The organism is Paraburkholderia phymatum STM815, from assembly GCF_000020045.1.
Lineage (GTDB): Bacteria > Pseudomonadota > Gammaproteobacteria > Burkholderiales > Burkholderiaceae > Paraburkholderia > Paraburkholderia phymatum.
The window spans coordinates 2,500,972-2,521,448 of record NC_010623.1; the positions used below are offsets into that span (position 1 = coordinate 2,500,972).

The 20,477-nt window shown below is 62.6% G+C and carries 18 protein-coding genes; 10 read left to right on the top strand and 8 right to left on the bottom strand.

Going from position 1 to position 20,477, the window contains the following annotated elements:
- Positions 1-152 precede the first annotated feature (152 nt).
- Together BPHY_RS26825 and BPHY_RS43355 are read right to left on the bottom strand one after the other, a co-directional pair.
- Positions 153-857 carry a YceH family protein gene (locus BPHY_RS26825; RefSeq protein WP_012404602.1) on the bottom strand — a complete coding sequence of 235 codons (705 nt, stop codon included), beginning with the start codon at positions 855-857 and terminating at the stop codon, positions 153-155.
- 123 nt (positions 858-980) lie between these two features.
- The gene (locus BPHY_RS43355) at positions 981-1,124 is read right to left on the bottom strand and encodes a hypothetical protein (protein ID WP_012404603.1); all 144 of its coding nucleotides are present in this window, start codon (positions 1,122-1,124) and stop codon (positions 981-983) included.
- 466 nt (positions 1,125-1,590) lie between these two features.
- On the opposite strand from BPHY_RS43355, the gene BPHY_RS26835 reads away from it, so the two are divergent.
- Positions 1,591-2,019 carry a TOBE domain-containing protein gene (locus BPHY_RS26835; RefSeq protein ID WP_012404605.1) on the top strand — a complete coding sequence of 143 codons (429 nt, stop codon included), beginning with the start codon at positions 1,591-1,593 and terminating at the stop codon, positions 2,017-2,019.
- Positions 2,020-2,168: 149 nt separating this feature from the next.
- On the opposite strand, the gene BPHY_RS26840 is transcribed toward BPHY_RS26835, so the two are convergent.
- Positions 2,169-3,002 carry a DMT family transporter gene (locus BPHY_RS26840; protein ID WP_041764826.1) on the bottom strand — a complete coding sequence of 278 codons (834 nt, stop codon included), beginning with the start codon at positions 3,000-3,002 and terminating at the stop codon, positions 2,169-2,171.
- Between the two features lie 102 nt (positions 3,003-3,104).
- On the bottom strand, positions 3,105-4,499 hold the full coding sequence (locus tag BPHY_RS26845) for an FAD-binding oxidoreductase (protein ID WP_012404607.1): 1,395 nt from the start codon (positions 4,497-4,499) through the stop codon (positions 3,105-3,107).
- A gap of 878 nt (positions 4,500-5,377) precedes the next feature.
- Here BPHY_RS26845 and BPHY_RS26850 point away from each other — a divergent pair.
- The 8 genes from BPHY_RS26850 to BPHY_RS26885 all read left to right on the top strand — a co-directional run bounded on the left by BPHY_RS26850 (position 5,378) and on the right by BPHY_RS26885 (position 14,758).
- Positions 5,378-6,490, top strand: a complete 1,113-nt coding sequence (locus tag BPHY_RS26850) for an ABC transporter ATP-binding protein (protein WP_012404609.1) — start codon at positions 5,378-5,380, stop codon at positions 6,488-6,490.
- Positions 6,477-7,589 (top strand): ABC transporter ATP-binding protein, encoded by a 1,113-nt coding sequence (locus BPHY_RS26855; protein ID WP_012404610.1) that lies wholly within the window; start codon positions 6,477-6,479, stop codon positions 7,587-7,589. The genes BPHY_RS26850 and BPHY_RS26855 overlap by 14 nt, the downstream gene beginning before the upstream one ends.
- Positions 7,586-8,479, top strand: a complete 894-nt coding sequence (locus BPHY_RS26860; protein WP_012404611.1) for a carbohydrate ABC transporter permease — start codon at positions 7,586-7,588, stop codon at positions 8,477-8,479. The genes BPHY_RS26855 and BPHY_RS26860 overlap by 4 nt, the downstream gene beginning before the upstream one ends.
- Positions 8,472-9,284 carry a carbohydrate ABC transporter permease gene (locus BPHY_RS26865; RefSeq protein WP_012404612.1) on the top strand — a complete coding sequence of 271 codons (813 nt, stop codon included), beginning with the start codon at positions 8,472-8,474 and terminating at the stop codon, positions 9,282-9,284. The genes BPHY_RS26860 and BPHY_RS26865 overlap by 8 nt, the downstream gene beginning before the upstream one ends.
- Positions 9,284-9,565 carry a DUF2160 domain-containing protein gene (locus tag BPHY_RS26870; protein WP_012404613.1) on the top strand — a complete coding sequence of 94 codons (282 nt, stop codon included), beginning with the start codon at positions 9,284-9,286 and terminating at the stop codon, positions 9,563-9,565. The genes BPHY_RS26865 and BPHY_RS26870 overlap by 1 nt, the downstream gene beginning before the upstream one ends.
- Positions 9,566-9,653: 88 nt before the next feature.
- Entirely contained in the window at positions 9,654-11,396 is a 1,743-nt protein-coding gene (locus BPHY_RS26875; protein ID WP_012404614.1) for an ABC transporter substrate-binding protein, read from the top strand.
- 341 nt (positions 11,397-11,737) lie between these two features.
- Positions 11,738-13,975 (top strand): TonB-dependent receptor, encoded by a 2,238-nt coding sequence (locus BPHY_RS26880; protein WP_012404615.1) that lies wholly within the window; start codon positions 11,738-11,740, stop codon positions 13,973-13,975.
- 99 nt (positions 13,976-14,074) lie between these two features.
- Positions 14,075-14,758, top strand: a complete 684-nt coding sequence (locus tag BPHY_RS26885) for a Fe2+-dependent dioxygenase (RefSeq protein WP_012404616.1) — start codon at positions 14,075-14,077, stop codon at positions 14,756-14,758.
- A 56-nt stretch (positions 14,759-14,814) separates the two neighbouring features.
- Here BPHY_RS26885 and BPHY_RS26890 read toward each other — a convergent pair whose 3' ends face one another.
- The 4 genes from BPHY_RS26890 to BPHY_RS26905 form a co-directional block, all read right to left on the bottom strand.
- Complete coding sequence (locus BPHY_RS26890; RefSeq protein WP_012404617.1) at positions 14,815-16,524, bottom strand: lactate permease LctP family transporter; 1,710 nt, start codon at positions 16,522-16,524, stop codon at positions 14,815-14,817.
- Between the two features lie 117 nt (positions 16,525-16,641).
- Positions 16,642-18,087 carry a LutB/LldF family L-lactate oxidation iron-sulfur protein gene (locus tag BPHY_RS26895; protein WP_012404618.1) on the bottom strand — a complete coding sequence of 482 codons (1,446 nt, stop codon included), beginning with the start codon at positions 18,085-18,087 and terminating at the stop codon, positions 16,642-16,644.
- Positions 18,084-18,791 carry a LutC/YkgG family protein gene (locus tag BPHY_RS26900; protein ID WP_012404619.1) on the bottom strand — a complete coding sequence of 236 codons (708 nt, stop codon included), beginning with the start codon at positions 18,789-18,791 and terminating at the stop codon, positions 18,084-18,086. The genes BPHY_RS26895 and BPHY_RS26900 overlap by 4 nt, the downstream gene beginning before the upstream one ends.
- Positions 18,788-19,582, bottom strand: coding sequence for a (Fe-S)-binding protein (locus BPHY_RS26905; RefSeq protein ID WP_012404620.1), 795 nt, complete (start codon positions 19,580-19,582; stop codon positions 18,788-18,790). Before BPHY_RS26905 ends, BPHY_RS26900 begins: the two co-directional genes overlap by 4 nt.
- 133 nt (positions 19,583-19,715) lie before the next feature.
- Between BPHY_RS26905 and BPHY_RS26910 the strand changes: the two genes are divergently transcribed.
- Complete coding sequence (locus tag BPHY_RS26910) at positions 19,716-20,420, top strand: FadR/GntR family transcriptional regulator (RefSeq protein WP_012404621.1); 705 nt, start codon at positions 19,716-19,718, stop codon at positions 20,418-20,420.
- Positions 20,421-20,477 lie beyond the last annotated feature (57 nt).

The following is a 20,477-nucleotide window of genomic DNA, read 5'->3' on the forward strand; positions in this document are numbered from 1 at the left end:
CATTCGTTGCAGGCGGTTCGCAACCTCTGAGCGTTGGATTGGCGTTGCCGTGCAGTACGGAGAAGACCTTCGGGGCAGGCAAGCGGGCGGGCGCCTGCCGTCGGCGCCCGATCGCCATGAACCGGGCGCGGCGGCCGGTACGAGTCAGGCAGCTACAGCCGACCCTTCAGATCGTCGAGCGACACGCCGAGTTCGCCCGCCAGATGCACGACGAGCGCTTCGAGCCGCTCGACACGTTCGCTCAGTTCGCGTTGCTGCGCGCGCAGGCCTTCGAGCTCACCGGGTGGCAGCGGCTCGTCGGAAAGCGCGGCGCCGCGCAGCTGCTCGGCGGACGGCTCGCCGCACAGCAGATGCATCCAGCGGCTTTCGCGCTCGCCCGGCGTGCGCGGGAGCTTGACCACGCGCGGCGGATCGTTGCCGGCGAGCTCTTCGAGAAACGCTTCGACGGACGACGTATCGGCGAAACTGTGCAGGCGCGACGTGGCGAGCCGCAGCTCAGCCGCCGTCTGCGGGCCGCGCAGCAGCAGCGCCGTCAGCAGCGCCGCTGACTGGCGCGGCAGCCCGAGCACGCGTTCGATGTTGTGCTCGTAGCGCGGCACGCGGCTGCTGCTGCCTTCCAGCACCAGGGAGAGACGCTTGAGCGTGTTGATCGCGTCGAGAATCTCGCTCTCGCTGACGTTCATCACGGGTGAGCGCGAGGTTTTCTGATTGCAGCCCGCCGCGAGCGAATTGAGCGACAGCGGGTAGGTATCGGGCACGGTGTGCTGCTTCTCGAACAGCACGCCCAGCACGCGGGCTTCGAGCGGCGTGAGCGCGCGCAGGGCGGGGCGCGGGTTATCGTCGGAGGTCGAATTCATGGGCAATAGACTCATAGAAATGGCCGCGTGTGCGACGGCGCGAGCACACGGCTCGCGCGTTAGCATAGTCTATTGCCCCGGCGGCGACACAGAAAGCATCGCGATGCTGAGGGCAGCCGGGTGCTACAGCATGCTGTACGGCTCGTCGGGCACGTCGAACACGGCGTCCTCGACTTCGAGTTCGATCGAACAGCTGTCGCCCGATCCGGGCTGCCCGCGCGATGCGTTGACATGCCGGCGCACCAGATCCTTCAGGCGGTCCTGCACGATCCGCCGCCTGGATGTTTCGAGCGCCGCATAGCGGTCGATCTGCGCATCGCCGAGCTTGATCGTCGCGACACAGCGCGCGTCGAGCGTCGTATCCCGGCCCGTTTCGACGACCCACGAGCGCGTATCAGGTAGGTGGTCGCACCTTCCTGATACGCGCTCACCGTCGGCGCTTTCGGCGACTCGACCATGCCTGCGAGCGCCAGTTGCAGTTCCTCGATGCGCTGCGACAATCCAATCGTGTTCATACCTGCTCCTTTTCCTTTGCGCTGCTTTGCGCTGCTTTGCGCTGCCCCCGTTCTGCAGGCGAGCAACCGGGGTGCCACGCAGGCCGACCTGCCACCTGTCGCGCTTTCGTCAGGCACGGCCGTCAACAGCAGGCTGTCATAGGCGCGCGGTACACTGCGCGGAACGCGTTCGTCCACACTTCAACACCAATAAGCAGGGGCAACCCAAGGAGAGTCGCATGCGCACCAGCGCACGAAATCATTTCGCCGGCCAGGTGTCGGCCGTCAAGAACGGTGCCGTCAACGACGAAGTCACGCTCCGCACGCAGGACGGCCTCGAGATCGTCGCGGTCATCACGCACGGCAGCGCTACCTCGCTCGGACTCGCGTCGGGCAAGCCCGCGTTCGCGCTCGTCAAGGCTTCGTCGGTGATCGTGATGGTCGATGCCGACAGCAGCAAGGTGTCGGCGCGCAATTGCGTCGCGGGCACGGTCGCGTCCGTCAAGAAGGGTGCCGTCAATAGCGAGGTCATCATTTCGGCGGCGGGCGGCGCGCAGATCGCGGCCATCGTGACCAATGACAGCGTCGACCGTCTCGGCCTCGTGAGCGGCAAGGCGGCTGCGGCGGTCTTCAAGGCTTCGAGCGTGATCGTAGGCGTCGACCAGTAAGCGTCATAGCTGGACGCCGGCGGCGGCTTTGCATCCCTCCCCGGCGTTGCATACGGCCAACCGCTTCATTCGCAAGATCGAACCCTGTCGCGGCATGGTGCTGCACGGCCGCGCCGGACACGCCGCCATTGTTGTCTGTCGGTGCGGCGTCAGCGGCGCGCGACGACGAGCGCGATGCCGCCGAGTATCGCGAGCGAGCTCAATGCGAGGCGTGCCGTCAGCGGTTCGCCGAGCAGGAGGATGCCGCCCGCTGCCGCGATCAGCGGCACGCTCAGTTGCACGGTCGCCGCCGTAGCCGACGGAATGTGCTTCAGCGCGGCATACCAGATCACATAGCCGACGCCCGACGTCAAACCGCCCGAGAGCACCGCGAAAGACAGGCCGGCATCATCGACGCGAGCGCTGGCGAACATACCCGCACTGACCAGCCCTGCGAAGGGTATGGCGCGCACGAAGTTGCCGGCCGTGGTGACCGTCGGATCGGCGGCGAGTTTTCCGCGCAGCGAATAGACGCCCCACGCGATGCCCGCGCACAGCATCAGCAGCGACGCGAACAAAGGCGGCGCACTGACGCCAGGCAGCACCAGACCGACGAGTCCCGCGAGTGCGCATGCGAGGCCGATCCACTGAAACAGGCGCAGACGGTCGCCGCGCGCCAGCGCGTAGCCGATCATCGTCGCCTGTACGGCGCCGAATAGCAGCAGCGCGCCCGTGCCTGCCGCCAGCGATACATACGCAAACGAAAACGCCGCGGCGTACGCGAACAGCGCGAAAGCCGACAGCCAGTTGCCGCCGACGCGTTGCAATTCGCCGCGCGTGCGCAGAATGATCCACAACACGACTGCCGCCGACACGATCCGCACTGACGTGAAGGTCGCGGGATCGATTGCGGTACCCTTTAGCGCGACGCGGCATAGCAGCGAATTGCCGGCGAACGCGAACATCGCGACGACCGTCAGCAACGCGACGCGCGTGCGGGGCATGGAAGGGTGGGCGGCAACCTGCATCGACGGAACAAGAGCCTTGGATATGCGAACGCCGGAATGGCAAGCAGTTTGCCATCCGGCGCTTCGAACGCGCAGCATTCAGGCCAGGGCGGACGGCTTGATGTTCTGATTATGCCGGAACAGGTTGTGCGGATCGTAACGGTCTTTCACGGCGACGAGCCGGGCATAGTTCGGACCATAGGCAGCGCCGACGCGCCCGGATTCTTCTTCCGTCATGAAGTTCACGTAGACGCTGCCGAGCGCGAACGGCGCGGAGGCATCGAAGAAGGCGCGCGACCACGCAATGCAGCGTTCGTCGTCGGCAGCCTCGGTCCAGCGGCCGTGCACGTTCATCACATACTTTGCATCGCGATTCGAATAGGCCGTGGCGTCGGGCGCGACGCGCATCGTTTGACCGCCGATCGCGCCAAAGAAGATTTCGCACTGGGGCGATGGCAGGTTGCCGATCGCATCGACGAATGCGTCGATCAGACCGTCGTCGAGCGTCGCCAGATTGTGCGATTTCCAGTAGTTGCGCGCGCCGGGCGTCAACAGCGGATCGAACGCCTGTTGCCACGCGGTGTAGGGCATCGGTCCGAGATGCTCGCCGTAGGGCGTGCCGAACCTGCGTACTTCGTCCACCACGGCGGGGCCGTTCGCGGCAGGCCCCGTATAGCAGACGGCGAACGCGATGATCGGCTTGCCGTGCACGTCGGCGGGCAGGAAAGGCAGCGGCGGTGCAAAGCGCGCGACGGCCCAGACGGTCAATTCGTCAGGCCACGTTTCGAATGCCGCGCGATACTTCACGAGTGCATCGCGCGCCTGATCCATCGGCAACACGACGAGGCCGCCATACACTTGCGGGCCGACTTCATGCAGCCGGAACTCGAACATCGTGACGACGCCGAAGTTGCCGCCCCCGCCGCGAATCGCCCAGAACAGATCTTCATGAGAATCGGCGCTGCAGCGGATCATCTCGCCGTCGGCGGTGACGACGTCGGCTGAGATCAGGTTGTCCACTGTCATGCCGAAGCGCCTGCTCAGCCAGCCGAAGCCGCCGCCGAGCGTGAGACCGGCGACGCCCGTCGTCGAGTTGATGCCGAGCGGCGTGGCGAGGCCGAAGGCTTGAGCCTCGTGATCGAAGTCGCGCAACAGACAGCCGGGCTCCACATACGCGCGCCGCGCGACGGGATCGATGCGTGCGGACTTCATCGGCGACAGATCCAGCAGCATGCCGTCTTCGCACACGCCGCTGCCTGCGATATTGTGGCCGCCGCCGCGTACGGCGAGCAGCAACTGATTGTCGCGTGCGAAATTGACCGCGCGACGGACATCGGCGGTGCCCGCGCAGCGAACGATGATCGCGGGGCGACGATCGATCATGCCATTCCAGATGCTGCGTGCTTCATCGAACGACGGGTCGCCGGGCAATACGACCTGGCCTCGTGTGAGAGCCTTGAATTCGTCGATTGCACTGCTGGACAGATTCGCCATGCTACACCTCCGGTACGGACAAACAACGTCCGAACCCCTCGATCATGTCTGATCAAAGTAGTTCGGACGACCTGGCTTTCATCTCAGTAAACGGGCTGCTCCGGCGCACACAAATTAACGTATACCCGCATCCGCCGATGCGCCCGACAAAACCTGCGAAGAGGGCTGTCTCGCGAATAAACGCCATCAGACAAGGCGCTTTTCGAATGTGTCGACGGATGGAGTGCTTCGTAAATTGCGCTCGACGTGCTCTTGCTTCGACGCCCTTGCGAGCGGCCAGGCGATCAGCAAGGCGCTTTTCGACAATCGAAAAGCCTGTGCGCATACAGGCTCGTTCGTGAAGGCGGAGCAACGCTCAATACCGGTCATCTGACGGCGCGAAGCGAAGCCCATAGCGGGAGCAGCACCTTGCTTTTCTTCTGTTACGCTGACCGTCGACTTTCCATGAGAAAGCTATCCCGTCTGAATGCGTAATGAATTGTTCTACTGTCCGTAAGTACTGTGGACGGCAGCCGTTTGCGATTTGTATGGTTAACCCCGATTTGCACGTAAACGAACAAAAGAGAACATTGTTACTGTTGTTTTGATTTCCTTTTTGAACATCGCCTTGCGGCCTCTTTTTGAAGTACCCGAACAAACAAAATCGGGACAATGGATCGACAACGGTTTCCCGGGCGCCTTCACGGCGCTGTCCCTTGCCTGCCTCTCGTATGCAAACCGGGCCGCGCGCCTCGCCGTCGGGTCTTGGCGAACACCGAAAGCGCGTCCTTGCTGTAGCCGTACCCAAGCATCTGCATTTGCGTCGAAGCCGCGGTTGAACAAAGAACAAGCAGAAGAAAGCGAAGCTGCATCAGAAGCATCGAACAAAGGAGAGCAATTTGGTTTTGGAACTGGAGCGGGTCACCGTCGTTTCAGGCGGGGTGACGCATCTGTATGGCGTCGATCTGCGGCTCGTCCCGGGAGCGATCAATGTGCTGCTCGGTCCGACTCAGGCAGGCAAGACCACGTTGATGCGCGTGATGGCAGGACTCGACCGGCCTGCGTCCGGACGTGTGCTCGCCGATGGCCAGGACGTGACGGGGGTCAGCGTGCGTCGGCGCAACCTCGCGATGGTCTATCAGCAGTTCATCAACTATCCAGCGATGACGGTGTACGACAACATCGCGTCGCCGCTCAAGCTGCAAAAGACGGATGCCGCCGACATACGGCGCCGCGTGAACGAGGTCGCGTCGAAGCTGCATATTGAACATCTGCTCGAGCGGCGGCCGGGCGAACTGTCGGGCGGCCAACAGCAGCGTTGTGCGCTGGCGCGCGCGCTCGTCAAGCGCACCTCGCTCGTGCTGCTCGACGAGCCGCTCGTCAACCTCGACTACAAGCTGCGCGAAGAACTTCGCGCCGAGCTCACGACGCTTTTTTCCGACGGCAAGACCACAGTGGTGTATGCGACGACGGAGCCGCTCGAAGCGCTGCTGCTCGGCGGCTATACGGCCGTGGTCGACAAGGGGCGCGTTCTGCAGTTCGGACCGACACTCGACGTCTACAACGCGCCGGCGAACGTCGACGTAGCGGCCGTCTTCAACGATCCGCCCATGAACATGCTGACGAGCGAACTGCTCGAAAACGGCGATGCGCTTCTGCCCATCGGCCTCGACGTGCCCGTGCGACGTGCGGCGGCGACAGCCGTCGGCACGGGCGCCTGCCGGATCGGCATACGGCCCGGCCAACTGCGGCTGGCGCCGCGCAATGCGCATTCGATCGCGGTGCCGTGCCTGCTCGAACTCGCTGAGCTGAGCGGGTCGGAAACCTACCTGCACCTGCACACGCGTCACGGCGGCATCGACCTCGTGGCGCAGTTGCAAGGCGTGCATCAGATCGAGATCGGCACACAGCTCGACGTCTACGTCGATCCCGACGAACTGTTCGTGTTCGGCGCGGACACCCATCTCGTCGCCCGTCCGAAGGTGCAGGAGGTGGCATATGGCGCGCATTGAATTTCAGAACCTCGGGCACGCGTACCGCCCGAACCCCGCATCGCTCGACGACTACGCATTGCAGCCGATGAGCATGGTCTGGGAAGACGGCGGCGCGTATGCACTGCTCGGACCTTCGGGTTGCGGCAAGTCGACCTTGCTCAATATCGTCTCGGGTCTGCTCAAGCCCTCGGAAGGCAAGGTACTGTTCAACGGACGCGATGTCACGACGCAGGGCGCGCGCGAACGCAACATCGCGCAGGTGTTCCAGTTTCCCGTGATCTACGACACGATGACCGTGTTCGACAATCTCGCGTTTCCGCTGCGCAATCGCGGGCTCCCGACGACCGAAGTGCGCACGCGCGTGCATGAAGTGGCTGACATTCTCGACATGGCGCCCGACCTGCCGCGCAAGGCCAGCAATCTGTCGGCAGACGCGAAGCAGAAGATCTCGCTTGGGCGCGGACTCGTCCGCAAGGACGTCGCGGCGATTCTTTTCGACGAGCCGCTGACCGTCATCGATCCGCACATGAAATGGATGCTGCGGCGGCAACTGAAGAAGATCCATCAGCAACTGAAGCTCACGCTGATTTACGTGACGCACGATCAGGTCGAAGCGCTGACATTCGCGGATGAAGTGGTGGTGATGACCAACGGGCGCGTCGTGCAGAAGGGTGGGCCGGAAGCGCTGTTTTTGCGGCCTGATCATTCGTTTGTGGGCTATTTCATCGGCAGTCCGGGGATGAACCTGTGCCCCGTGCGCCTCGATGAAGGTGGGATAAAGCTGGGCTCGCAGCGCATTGCCGTCGACCCGAATACGCTCGCGACACTCAAGAACACGAATGGCGATCTCAAGCTCGGCATTCGCCCGGAATTCGTGCGCCTCGCGGACGACGGTGAAACAGGCGCAGTCAGGGCACACGTCACGCGCGCACAGCAATTGGGCAACTATCAGCTCGTGACGGCGAACTGCGAAGGACACGTTTTCAACGTGAAGACGGAGCCGAATTTGCGCGTCGTGGATGGCCCTGTGTGGTTGCGTCTTGACGCACCCGAAACCGTTTATTTCAGCAACGACCAACGCATCGCGGTACGAGCCGCTACGGGAGGCACGCGATGAACAAACCGCTCAACCAGAAGGCATGGCTACTCGTCGTGCCCGTGTTCATTTGCGTCGCATTCTCCGCGATCCTGCCGTTGATGACGGTCGTCAACTACTCGGTGCAGGACATCATCAGCCCGACACAGCATGTGTTCGTCGGTACGGAGTGGTTCCGCAACATCATGACCGACCCAGATCTGCGCGGCGCATTGGGACGGCAGATCATTTTCTCGGCCTGCGTGCTGCTGTTCGAAATACCGCTCGGTGTCGCGCTGGCGCTTGCGATGCCGGCGTCGGGCTGGCGTGCGTCGGCTGCACTCGTCGTGCTTGCGATGCCGCTGCTCATTCCATGGAATGTGGTCGGCACGATCTGGCAGATTTTCGGACGGCCCGATATCGGCCTGCTTGGCTACGCGCTGAATCGCATCGGCGTCGAATACAACTACACGGCGAGTCCGACCGATGCCTGGGTGACCGTGCTCGTGATGGATATCTGGCACTGGACACCGCTCGTCGCCTTGCTCTGCTATGCAGGCTTGCGCGCGATTCCCGATGCGTTCTACCAGGCCGCGGAAATCGACGGAGCCAGTCGCTTTGCGGTGTTTCGCTATATCCAGTTGCCCAAGATGCGCGGTGTTCTGATGATCGCGGTGCTGTTGCGCTTCATGGACAGTTTCATGATCTACACGGAGCCGTTCGTGCTGACGGGCGGCGGACCTGGCGACTCCACCACCTTCCTGAGCCAGTACCTCACGCAAAAGGCGGTGGGTCAGTTCGATCTCGGCCCGGCAGCGGCGTTTTCGCTGATTTACTTCCTGATCATCCTGTTGCTCTGCTTCATTTTGTACAACTGGATGGAGCGCGTGGGCAAGGGCGGTCCTGCAACGACGGGAGAAGGCAATGCGTGACGATCGCCGCTGGATACGCGCGCTCGTGTTGCTCGCGTACATCGCGTTTGCGCTGATCCCGTTGTACTGGATGCTGTCGATTTCACTGCGCACGAATGAAGAAACGATGTCGGCTTTTTCGATCTGGCCGCACCATGTCACCTTCGACAACTTCAGGATCATTTTCACCGACCCGTCGTGGTACTGGGGCTATATCAACTCGATCGTCTATGTGTTGATGAATACGGTGATGTCGGTGCTCGTTGCACTGCCGGCTGCCTATGCGTTCTCGCGCTATCGCTTTCTCGGCGACAAGCACATGTTCTTCTGGCTGCTCACCAACCGGATGACGCCGCCTGCCGTGTTTCTTTTGCCGTTCTTTCAGCTTTATTCGAGCGTAGGTCTGATGGACACGTATGTCGCCGTTGCATTGGCGCACATGCTGTTCAACGTGCCGCTCGCCGTGTGGATACTCGAGGGCTTCATGTCGGGGGTCTCGCGTGAGATCGATGAGACGGCGTATATCGACGGGTATTCGTTTCCCGCCTTCTTCATCAGGATCTTTTTGCCTTTGATCAAGGCGGGCGTCGGCGTGACAGCGTTCTTCTGCTTCATGTTCAGCTGGGTCGAGCTGCTGCTGGCGCGCACGCTGACCACGGTGAACGCGAAGCCGATCGCTGCCGTCATGACGCGCACGATATCGGCGGCGGGCATGGATTGGGGCGTGCTGTCGGCGGCGGGCGTGCTGACGATTATTCCCGGCGCGCTCGTCATCTATTTCGTGCGCAACTACATCGCGAAGGGCTTCGCGATGGGGAGAGTGTGATGTTCACGTGGATGTATTGGACACCAGAAGTCGCGATCTTCTTCGGCTGCGTGGTGGTGATGCTGACGGGCATGACGGTTTGGGAAATGCGCTCGCCGACTGTCGAACGCAAAGGCTTTTTGCCGATTGCCACGACGCGCGGTGACCGGCTCTTTATCGGCCTGTTGACGGCGGCGTATGTGAATCTCGCGTGGATCGCGATCAGCGGCGAAGGCGCGAGTGCATGGCCCGGATTTGCGGCATCCGTCGTCGTGCTGCTCGCGATCATGTTGAAGGGATAAAGGAAGTAAGAACAAACCGGTTCCGTTGATGCCCCGGGCGGCTATCGGCTGATGATCCATAAGGGGTGTGGAGACACAGGAGAAGACCATGCAACACAGGAGACGGATCGTCGCGCTTGCAGTAGCGGGAGTGGTCGCGGGGGCTTGTGCGAATCACGCTGCGCTGGCCGGCACGCCCGAAGCGCAGAAATGGGTCGATAGTGAATTCCAGCCGAGCACGCTGAGCAAGCAGCAACAGATGGACGAAATGAAATGGTTCATCGATACGGCTGCGAAGCTCAAGTCGCAAGGCGTCAAGGAGGTGCACGTGGTGTCGGAAACGCTCGACACGCACATGTACGAATCGAAAACGCTAGCCAAGGCGTTCACCGAAATCACGGGTATTCAGGTCAAGCACGACATCATTCAGGAAGGCGATGTTGTCGAGAAACTGCAAACCTCGATGCAATCGGGCCAAAGCATTTACGACGGCTGGATCTCCGATTCCGATCTGATCGGCACGCACTATCGCTATGGCGTGATCATTCCGCTCTCCGACTATATGGAAGGCGAGGGCAAGCAATTTACGAATCCGAATCTCGATATCAAGGACTTCATCGGCACGAGCTTTACCACGGCGCCCGACAAGAAGCTTTATCAGTTGCCCGACCAGCAGTTCGCGAACCTCTATTGGTTCCGCGCGGACTGGTTTGCACGCAAAGACCTTCAGGACAAGTTCAAGGCGAAGTACGGCTACGATCTCGGCGTGCCCGTCAACTGGTCCGCGTATGAAGATATTGCCGAGTTCTTTACCAATGACGTGAAGACGATCGATGGCGAAAAGGTCTTCGGGCATATGGACTACGGCAAAAAGGATCCTTCACTGGGCTGGCGCTTTACCGATGCGTGGCTTTCGATGGCCGGCGAAGCGGATAAAGGCATCCCGAACGGCCTGCCCGTCGACGAGTGGGGTATCCGCGTGACGCCGGACGGATGTCATGCCGTGGGCGCATCGGTGACGCGCGGCGGCGGCACGAACAGTCCCGCAGCCGTCTTCGCGACGACGAAGTACATCGACTGGCTGAAGAAATATGCGCCGCCTGAAGCGTCAGGCATGACCTTCAACGAAGCGGGCCCTGTGCCGGCGCAGGGCAAGATTGCGCAACAGATCTTCTGGTATAGCGCGTTCACGGCATCGATGCTGAAGCCGGGCAATGTGACGAACGCCGACGGCACGCCGAAGTGGCGCATGGCGCCGTCGCCGCACGGCCCGTACTGGAAGGACGGCATGCAGAACGGCTATCAGGACGTCGGCTCGTGGACGTTCTTCAAGTCGACGCCTGCGAACCAGCGCGCGGCCGCGTGGCTTTACGCGCAGTTCGTGACGTCGAAGAGCGTGTCGCTGAAGAAGTCGATTGTCGGTCTCACCTTCATCCGCGATTCGGACATTCACAGCGATTACTTCACGAAGAACGCGGACAAATACGGCGGCCTGATCGAGTTCTATCGAAGCCCCGCGCGCGTCGCCTGGACGCCGACGGGTAATAACGTGCCGGACTATCCGAAGATGGCGCAACTGTGGTGGAAGAACGTCGCGACAGCCGTTGCCGGCGAAAAAACGCCACAGGCGGCAATGGACAACCTCGCGAAGGAGATGGACCAGGTGCTGGGCCGTTTGCAACGCGCGGGCATGAAGGTCTGTGCGCCTGAATTGAATGCGCAAAGCGATCCGTCGAAATGGCTCTCCGATCAACATGCGCCGTGGAAGAAACTCGCGAATGAAAAGCCGAAGGGCGAAACGGTCAAATACGACCAGCTGCTCGCGGCATGGAAGGCGGGCAAGGTGCGGTAAGAGGTTCAAGAGGGAAGGTTGGAAGGCCGGAAAAGGCGGCGTCGAAAGACGCCGCCTTTTTTATTGGATGTTGAAACGCATTCAAAGCGGTCAACCATTTGCATGATTCGGCTGCCAGGCAAAAGCCAATCGTCTTTAAGAGAACGACGCGCAATGGCCACACATGCCGTACGCATTATTGCGAACCATTACCATTCATGTAATGATAGCGATTCGCATTTAAGAGAGGCCAGCCGCGGACGTTTTTGACTCGGCGGGGCGGTTCGCGGGGACATGTGAACCGGACGGGCAGGCAGCGCCCGTTGCACCAAAAAAATCAGTGATAACGACAGGGAATCGCGATGTATCGAACAACGCCACTCGCAGCGGCCGTCATGGCCGCCTTTGCGACGCCGCTTTACGCCCAAACGACGACGCCTGCTACACCGGCGGTTCAGATTGAGCAGGCCGCAACGTCCACTTCTCCCGCCAGCCAGCCCTCCGCCAGCCAGCCTTCCGAAAGCAGCGTACTGCCCGCCGTTCGTGTGTCGGGCCAGGCGGACAACGCCAACGACTTCCAGCCGGAGACGTCGAGCGTCGGCGCCAAGGTGCCAACCGCGCTGCGTGATATTCCGCAAGCCGCGACCGTCGTGCCGAAGGCCGTGCTGCAATCGCAGGCCGTGAGCTCGTTCTCCGATGCATTGCGCAATGTGCCCGGCATTACGATCGGTGCGGCCGAAGGCGGCCAGATCGGCAATAACATCAACCTGCGCGGCTTTTCGGCGCGCACGGACATTTACCTCGACGGCTTCCGTGACCGCGGCCAGTACTATCGCGACACGTTCAACCTCGAGTCGATCGACGTGCTGTATGGTCCGTCGTCGCTGTACTTTGGTCGCGGTTCGACGGGTGGCGTGATCAACCAGGTCAGCAAGGAGCCGACGCTGAGAAAGCGCGCCGACGTCTCCGTGCAGGCGGGCACGCATGACCGTTATCGCACGACCGTCGATCTCGATACGCCGATCACTGACACGTCAGCGTTGCGCATCAACGCCTTCGGACAGAGCCTCGGTTCGTCGCGCGACGTGATGAAGAACAAGGACTACGGCGTCGCGCCCGAAGTGAAGTTCGGCATCGGCACGCCGACGGAAATCACGTTGTCCGCGCTGATCCAGCACAACCGCGATCAGCCCGACTACGGCATTCCGCCGTTGAACGGCCATCCCGCGCCCGTGAATCGCGGCACCTTCTACGGCTACACCGACGACCGCACGATTCAGGACGTGCAGACGCTCAGCGCCCGCATCAAGCATCGTTTTAACGAAGACCTGATTCTGCGTAACCAGACGCAGTTCAGCCATTACAGCACGCAGGCGCGCGCCACCAACGCGGCGTCGGTGCTGACGGGGCCGCTCTCGACGTCGCCGGCGCTCACCAGCGGCAACTTCACGACCATCGATCCGTCGAAGCTGTTCGTGAAGCTGCAGGGCAAGGACCGCAACATCAACGATCACTCGGTCTACAACTCGACCGATCTCGAAGCAAAGTTCAATACGGGGCCGCTCAGGCATGACGTGATCACGGGGCTTGACTTGAGCCACGAAACGTATAGCAACCAGAGCTTCACCGCGACCTCGCCGGGCATGACGTCGAACACGATCGGCGTCGTACCGCTGATCGATCCGCCTTATCTGCCGCGTCCGGCGAACGTGAAGGAAGTCGCCACCAATCTCGCGGAATCGAGCGCGAATGGCGTGGGTGCGTATGTGAACGATACCGTGTCGATCGGCCAGCACTGGAAGGTGGTGGGCGGCGTGCGCTGGGACCGCTATGAAGCGTCGATCCACAACTCGATCAACACGCCGCGCTATGCAACGCAGACGAACTACTTCACGAGCGTGCGCGGCGGCATCATTTATCAGCCGGCCGACTGGCAATCGTATTACGTGTCGTACGGCACGTCGTTCGATCCGTCGCTTGAGGCGTTGACGTTGACAAACGGGCAGCAGAACCTGCCGCCCGAACACAACAAGTCGTATGAAGTGGGCGCGAAGCTGGATCTGCTCGGCGGCGGGCTGTCCGTCACGCAATCGCTTTTCAACATCGAGAAGACGAATGCGCGCACTGCGAACCCGGATGGCAGCTATACGCTCGACGGCGACGTCCGTGTGCGCGGTTACCAGCTCGGTCTCGCCGGCCACATCACGAACAACTGGCAGGTGTTCGGCGGCTATACGTACATGGACGGCGAGATCCTGAAGGCCTTCGACGGCACCCAGGGCAAGATCCCCGCCAACACGCCGAAACACACACTCACGTTGTGGACCACCTACCTGTTCACGCCGCATTGGGAAATCGGCGGCGGGCCGACCTACATGTCGTCGCGTTATGCAGCGAACAACAACTTCGTGCAGGTCGGCGGCTACACGCGCTGGGACGCGATGGCTGCATATCACGCGAAGCGCTACGACATCCAGTTCAACGTGCTGAACCTGACGGACAAGAACTACTACGATGCGCTGATTCCGTCCGATGGCGGACGCGCGGTGCCAGGTTACGGCCGTACGTTCCTCGCGACGGTAAACTATCGCTTCTTCTGATCGCATGAAGCGATAGCCACCGACATGCCGCATGCTTCCCGCACGAAGCGATTCATGCAGGAAGCGCGCGGCGTAGTCCGTTACGCAGGTACTTGAACAATGATTGTCTCGATCCCGGACGTACTGAGCCCCGCCGAAGCCGCGGCGATGCGCGCGCAACTCGAAGCGAGCGACGCATGGGTCGATGGCCGTGCGACAGCCGGCTATCAGGGCGCCCCCGTCAAACGCAACCAGCAGATCGGGGAGGGATCGCCGATCGCGCTGGAAATGGGCGACAGGATCGTCGCGTCGCTGGAACGCCACCCGCTTTTCATCAGCGCCGCGTTGCCGAACAAGGTGTACCCGCCGCTCTTCAACCGCTATGAAGGCGGCATGCACTTCGGCAGTCACGTCGACGGCGCGATCCGGCTCGTGCCAGGCAGCGGCGCACGCGTGCGCACCGACGTTTCGGTCACGCTGTTTCTCACGCCTCCCGACGAATACGACGGCGGCGAACTGCTGATCGAAGATACCTTCGGCGTGCAGGAAGTGAAGCTGCCCGCCGGACACGCAATCGTCTATCCGGGCACGAGCCTGCATCAGGTGCGGCCCGTCACGCGCGGCGCGCGCGTAGCGAGCTTCTTCTGGGTGCAAAGCCTCGTGCGGGACGACACGCAGCGCGCGATGCTGTTCGATCTCGACGGCGCGATCCAGCGTCTCAACGCATCGAATGGCGATGAAGCGGCGCGCCGCACGCTGGTGGGCTGTTATCACAACCTGCTGCGCATGTGGAGCGATACTTAAGCAAAACGCCCGCACCAATGCGGGCGTTCAGCAGAGGCCATCAGCCGGCAACAGGATCAGCCCGGCAGCATCCCCGGCAACACATACGCCTGCAGCAGCGTGATCAGGCCAACGATCACCGCGAACAGCAGGCTATGCCGCACGGTGAAGCGGAACAGTTCCGACTCGCGTCCGACGAGACCCGTCGCCGCGCAGGCGACCGCGATCGACTGCGGCGAAATCATCTTGCCCGTCACACCGCCCGTCGTATTCGCGGCCACCAGCAGCGTGTCCGACACGCCGATCTGATGCGCGGTCGTATGTTGAAGCGAGCAGAACAGCGCATTCGACGATGTGTCCGAACCCGTCAGAAATACACCGAGCCATCCGAGCACCGGCGAGAAGAACGGAAATGCGGCGCCCGTGCCGGCGAGCAGCAATGCCAGCGTCGACGACATGCCCGAATAGTTCGCGACGAACGCAAACGACAGCACGAGACCGATCGACAGAATGGGACGGCGCAGTTCCATCAGTGTTTCGCCGAACGTCGCGAGCGCAACGCGCGGCTTCACGCGCAGCAGGAGCATCGAAAGCAGCGCGGTCAGCAGAATCGCCGTGCCGACTGCGGAGAGCAGATCGAGCTTGAACACGGCTTCATACGCTTTGGGCGTCGCGACGATGGGCGCAGTTTTCATGACGAGCTGATCGAGCGCAGGCACTTTGAACTTGATGATGCTCCATGCAAGCGCACCTTTCGCCGCGAACAGCGCCTTGAACGATTGCAGGCTCCACACTGTGACGACGGCCGTCAGGATGCCGAACGGCGCCCAGGCGCGGATCGTCTGCGCGAGCGTGTACGGCGATGCACGACGGCTCGCGCCATGTGAGCCACTGGTACTGCCGCCCATACCACCAAGAGAAAGTGCCGCCACGCCGCCACCGACTGTGCCGTGTGCCGTATCGTGCGCACGGTGCGGTTGCCAGACCTTCAGGAACGACGCGAGTGCGACGAGGCTGACAAGCGCCGACGTGATGTCGGGCAACTCCGGTCCGATGTGATTCGACGTGAAGTACTGCGTGACCGCGAAACTGCCCCCCGCGACGAGCGCGGCCGGCCACGTTTCCTTGATGCCCCGCTTGCCGTCCATCATGAAGACAAGCCAGAACGGCACGGCCAGCGACAGCAACGGCAACTGGCGACCCGCCGTCGCGCCGATCAGGAACGGATCGATGCCCGTCACCTGGCCCGCGACGATGATGGGAATGCCCATCGCGCCGAACGCGACGGGCGCAGTGTTCGCGATCAGGCACAGGCCCGCTGCCTTCAGCGGATCGAAGCCCAGCCCGACGAGCAGGGCTGCCGTAATCGCGACGGGTGCGCCGAAGCCTGCCGCGCCTTCGAGAAACGCGCCGAACGAAAAACCGATCAGCAGCAGCTGCAGGCGCTGATCGTCCGTCAGCGCGAGCACCGATGCGCGGATGATGTCGAACTGCCCTGTCTTCACGACCAGCTTATAGAGAAACACGGCCGTGACGATAATCCACGCGATCGGCCACAAGCCGTAGCCAAAACCGAAACCCGCCGCGGCGAAGGCCTGCGGCGCGGGCATGCCGTAGGCGACGATCGCGACGGCGAGCGACAGGATCAGCGTGCCCGCCGCCGCGACATGCCCCTTCAGGCGCAGCACCGCCAGCGCGACGAAGAAAAAGATGATCGGGATGCTGGCCGCGAGCGCGGATAGCCAGAGGCTGCCGAGGGGCAGATAGGTCTGATACCACGGGTGCATGTCGGTCTCCTCCGAAAATGCGTTCAATGAATTCTTGTCGGCGGCATGCAGCCGCTCGCTGTGCGTCGCCTGTGAAGACGATGCACGCGTGTCGATGATCGGACTACAGTGAAAGCGCTATTCGGGTTGGCCGCGCTCGCGCATCAGATCGTGCAGGCTGCGCGCGGCAGGCTTCAGCGGCTCGCGGTGACGGGTCCAGCCCATCTGGTTCTTCGGTGCGAAGGCGCGCAGCCGTGTCGCGGCCCAGCGCAGCATCCGGTATGCGCGCGGATGCGCGAACGCGCCACTCCAGAAGCGCCACACGAACTGCTCTTCACGGCTGAACTTCGCACCCTGGCCGCGCAGCGGATGCGCGACCACTTCGTGCGGATCGCGGTTCGCCTCCGTGCGCAGGCGCACGAGCAATTCGGGAATCGGAATGCGCACGGGGCACACTTCGCCGCATGCGCCGCACAGGCTGGATGCCGTCGGCAGATCGGCGGTTTCTTCGAGGCCCAGCAGATGCGGCGAAATGATCTTGCCGATCGGCCCCGGATATGTCGTGCCGTACGCATGTCCGCCGATTCGCGTGTACACGGGGCAATGATTCATGCACGCGCCGCAACGGATGCATTGCAACGTGGCGCGCAACTGATCGTCGGCATAGGCTTGCGTGCGGCCGTTGTCGAGCAGCACCACATGCATCTCGCGCGGACCGTCGCGTTCGCCTTCGCGGCGCGGGCCGGTGATCAGATTGAAGTACGTGGTGATCGCCTGGCCCGTCGCCGAGCGCGTCAGGAGACTGGAGAGCGGCACGATGTGCGACAGCTTCGCGACCACCTTCTCCATGCCCATGATCGCGATATGCACATTGGGCACGGTCGTGGACAGGCGTCCGTTGCCTTCGTTTTCGACGAGCCAGAGCGTGCCCGTATCGGCAGCTGCGAAGTTGACGCCCGACAGGCCGATGTCGGCATCGACGAATGCGCGGCGCAGCGCGCGGCGACCCGTCCGGATCAGTTCGTCGACATCTTCTGTGTAGCGCGTATCGGGGATGTGCTGCTCGAACAGCTCGGCGATGTCGGCCTTTGTCTTGTGGATCGCAGGCATCACGATATGCGACGGCTTTTCGTGCGCGAGCTGCACGATGTACTCGCCCATATCGGATTCGATGCAGTCGATGCCGCGCGCTTCGAGATAATGGTTGAGCTCGATCTCCTCGCTCGCCATCGACTTGCCCTTGATGACGCGCTTTGCGTCGTGCGATTGCGCGATGTGATGGATGATTGCGGTGGCATCGGCGGCCGTTTCGGCCCAATGCACGTGTACGCCGCGCGCCGTGAGTTGTTCTTCGAGCTGCACGAGCAGATCGGGAAGACGCGACAGCGCGTGCTGGCGCACGGCTTCGCCGAGATCGCGCAGTTGCTGGAGTTCGTCTTCGTCGGGGAATTGCGTGCGGCGTCTGGTTTGCAGGAAGTCCATGGCGCCACGGAAGCTGCTGCGCAGTTTGGGATCGTCGAGCGCGGCGCGGGCGCGCGTCCTGAAGTCCTGCGGCGGCACGAAGTGCATCGGGGTGGCGTTCATGCGGCGTCTCCGTGCAAGAGGTCTGCCTGATGTTCGACGATCACGACCCACAGTTCGCGCGGACCATGCGCGCCGTAGGCGAGCGTTTGCTGGATGTCGGATGTCTTCGACGGGCCGGAGATCATCACGAGATTGGTCGGCATGCCGGCCTGCCACTGCTCGGCGCGCATCGCGGCGTGCAGGTCCGCGTGCAGCGTGTGTGCGTAGACGAGTGCGATGTGCACGGGCGGCACGAGCGACATGGTGCGCGGCGAGCCCGCGTCGGGTGCAACGATCAGCGTGCCCGTCGCAGCGAGACCCGAGCGCGCGACCGTGAAGCCGGCGTCGATCGTGTCGAACAATTCGGCTTTCCAGTTTTCGATCGGCTGATCGTAGTTGCGTGTCGCGACGGAAGGCGCCAGTGCCTGGTGCAACGCGGCACCTTCCGCGCGCGACGTGTCGAGCAGCACGCGCTTCACGTTCGCATCGAGCAGACGTTGCGCAAGCAACGCAGGCCACGTGCGCTCCGTCGCGCGAATGACGTCGGCGTGTGAAGCCTGCAGCGCAGCCTGCATCGATTCGACGAGCGTCTGCGTCGGCGCTGTGACGCGGCGGCCGTCATAATGCAGATCGATGCCGGCATCGAGGCGTTTCAGATCGTCGCCTGAAACATGAGTGGGCACGGCGGCGCGCAACCGTCCGAGCATGCGTTCGCGCGCGTTCATGCGTTGTCTCCCTTGTCGTGTGCATCGGCGCGTTGCGTGCGCCGCCACAGGAAGCTCGCGATATGCTCGACTTCGACAGGTGCGCGTTGATGACGGGCCGCATGGCCGATGTTCAGCAGGCAACCGCAATCGGCGGATACGATGCGATCGCAGCCCGTTGCGCACGCCGACGCGACTTTGTCGCGAACCATCGCGCCGGAAATGTCGGGATGCTTCAGCGAAAAGGTGCCGCCGAAACCGCAGCATTCCGATTCGCGTTCGTGCTCGATGCGCGTGACGCCCGGCAACGCATCGACGAGTTCGACGCCGTGCACGCGCGTGCCCATTTCGCGTCGCGCAGCGCACGAGGTATGCAGCACAATGCGCTCATCGGCTGCGTCGCTTGTAACGGGCCATTCGATATGCAGCACGCGCAGCAGGAATTCGCTGAGTTCGTAGACGCGTTCGCTGAGTTCCTTTGCCTTGACGGCCATCGCGGGATCGTCTGCGAAGAGCTTGGGCCAGTGGTGGCGCATCATGCCCGCGCACGAGCCCGACGGCACGATCACGGGCCACGGGTTCGAAAAGAGATCGAACTGGGCGCGCGCGACGTCGCGTGCCTGTTCGGGATTGCCGCTGCTGTACGCGGGCTGGCCGCAGCAGCTTTGCTCATGAGGAAAGTGAACGACGAGCCCTTCGCGTTCGAGCAGCTTCACGGCGTCGAGGCCGGCTTCGGGCACGAACAGGTCGACCAGGCAGGTGGCGAACAGATACACGTCGCGCGGCGCGGCCGGATATTGCCTTTCCTTCATATCTCGCTCCAGAATGCGTCCGCTTTGCGCCCCTTGCATCGCAAGCGGCAGCGCGGATTGCTTGAATCGTTGACGCATGATTCCCAAATGTGCGCGACAATACAAATTGGTTGGACCAATGAGGGAGCGAGACATGACGACGCAGACGCGGGAGCGGGGCAGGGTGGAGGGCATCATGCGCCAGATGGAAACGTCGCTGCTCGACGGCACGTGGCCGCCGGGCTCACGGCTGCCCGCCGAGCGCACGCTGGCCGATCAGTACGGCGTGTCGCGCAACACGGTGCGCGAGGCGAGCCAGCGGCTGGCGGCGCGCGGCCTGCTGCAAAGCCGGCGCGGCGCGGGCGTGTACGCGACAGATCAGTTGCGCGCGGGCATCGCGTCGCCGTGGGGCCAACTGGTCGCGGACCACCCGGTGTTGCGCAACGACATTCTCGAGTTTCGCCGCGTGCTGGAAGGCGCGACGGCGTATTTCGCCGCGATGCGTGCGACGGGAGCGGATATCAAACGCATCCGTTCGCTGATGCGCGAACTGGAGCGCTCGCACGATTGCGACGACAAGGACAGCGAAGCCACGGCCGACACGCAACTGCACGACGCAATCGCACAGGCTTCGCACAACACGATGTTTCTGCATCTGCATACGAGCATTCTCGGCATGCTGCGCGAACACATCACGATCAGTGGCACGGATGTGCGGGCGCTGGGCGCGGAGGAGTCGGCCCAGCTGTTGATCCAGCATCGCGCCGTGTGCGATGCGATCTGTATGCGCCGGCCCGAAGAAGCGCGCACGGCGATGCACACGCATATCGACTACGTGCGCACCAACCTTCACGAGTAGCATGAAGCGGCGGGAACTGGTCCAACCACATGAAACCCAGCAACGGCTATCCGGACG

Excerpts from the sequence above, each read along its gene's own strand:
- BPHY_RS26860 (WP_012404611.1), top strand. The coding sequence starts at position 7,586 with ATGAACAAACCGCTCAACCAGAAGGCATGGCTACTCGTCGTGCCCGTG.
- BPHY_RS26905 (WP_012404620.1), bottom strand. The coding sequence starts at position 19,582 with ATGAAGGAAAGGCAATATCCGGCCGCGCCGCGCGACGTGTATCTGTTC.
- BPHY_RS26870 (WP_012404613.1), top strand. The coding sequence starts at position 9,284 with ATGTTCACGTGGATGTATTGGACACCAGAAGTCGCGATCTTCTTCGGC.
- BPHY_RS26900 (WP_012404619.1), bottom strand. The coding sequence starts at position 18,791 with ATGAACGCGCGCGAACGCATGCTCGGACGGTTGCGCGCCGCCGTGCCC.
- BPHY_RS26875 (WP_012404614.1), top strand. The coding sequence starts at position 9,654 with ATGCAACACAGGAGACGGATCGTCGCGCTTGCAGTAGCGGGAGTGGTC.
- BPHY_RS26845 (WP_012404607.1), bottom strand. The coding sequence starts at position 4,499 with ATGGCGAATCTGTCCAGCAGTGCAATCGACGAATTCAAGGCTCTCACA.
- BPHY_RS26890 (WP_012404617.1), bottom strand. The coding sequence starts at position 16,524 with ATGCACCCGTGGTATCAGACCTATCTGCCCCTCGGCAGCCTCTGGCTA.
- BPHY_RS26895 (WP_012404618.1), bottom strand. The coding sequence starts at position 18,087 with ATGAACGCCACCCCGATGCACTTCGTGCCGCCGCAGGACTTCAGGACG.
- BPHY_RS26855 (WP_012404610.1), top strand. The coding sequence starts at position 6,477 with ATGGCGCGCATTGAATTTCAGAACCTCGGGCACGCGTACCGCCCGAAC.
- BPHY_RS26880 (WP_012404615.1), top strand. The coding sequence starts at position 11,738 with ATGTATCGAACAACGCCACTCGCAGCGGCCGTCATGGCCGCCTTTGCG.
- BPHY_RS26840 (WP_041764826.1), bottom strand. The coding sequence starts at position 3,002 with ATGCCCCGCACGCGCGTCGCGTTGCTGACGGTCGTCGCGATGTTCGCG.
- BPHY_RS26910 (WP_012404621.1), top strand. The coding sequence starts at position 19,716 with ATGACGACGCAGACGCGGGAGCGGGGCAGGGTGGAGGGCATCATGCGC.
- BPHY_RS26865 (WP_012404612.1), top strand. The coding sequence starts at position 8,472 with ATGCGTGACGATCGCCGCTGGATACGCGCGCTCGTGTTGCTCGCGTAC.
- BPHY_RS26825 (WP_012404602.1), bottom strand. The coding sequence starts at position 857 with ATGAATTCGACCTCCGACGATAACCCGCGCCCCGCCCTGCGCGCGCTC.
- BPHY_RS26885 (WP_012404616.1), top strand. The coding sequence starts at position 14,075 with ATGATTGTCTCGATCCCGGACGTACTGAGCCCCGCCGAAGCCGCGGCG.
- BPHY_RS26835 (WP_012404605.1), top strand. The coding sequence starts at position 1,591 with ATGCGCACCAGCGCACGAAATCATTTCGCCGGCCAGGTGTCGGCCGTC.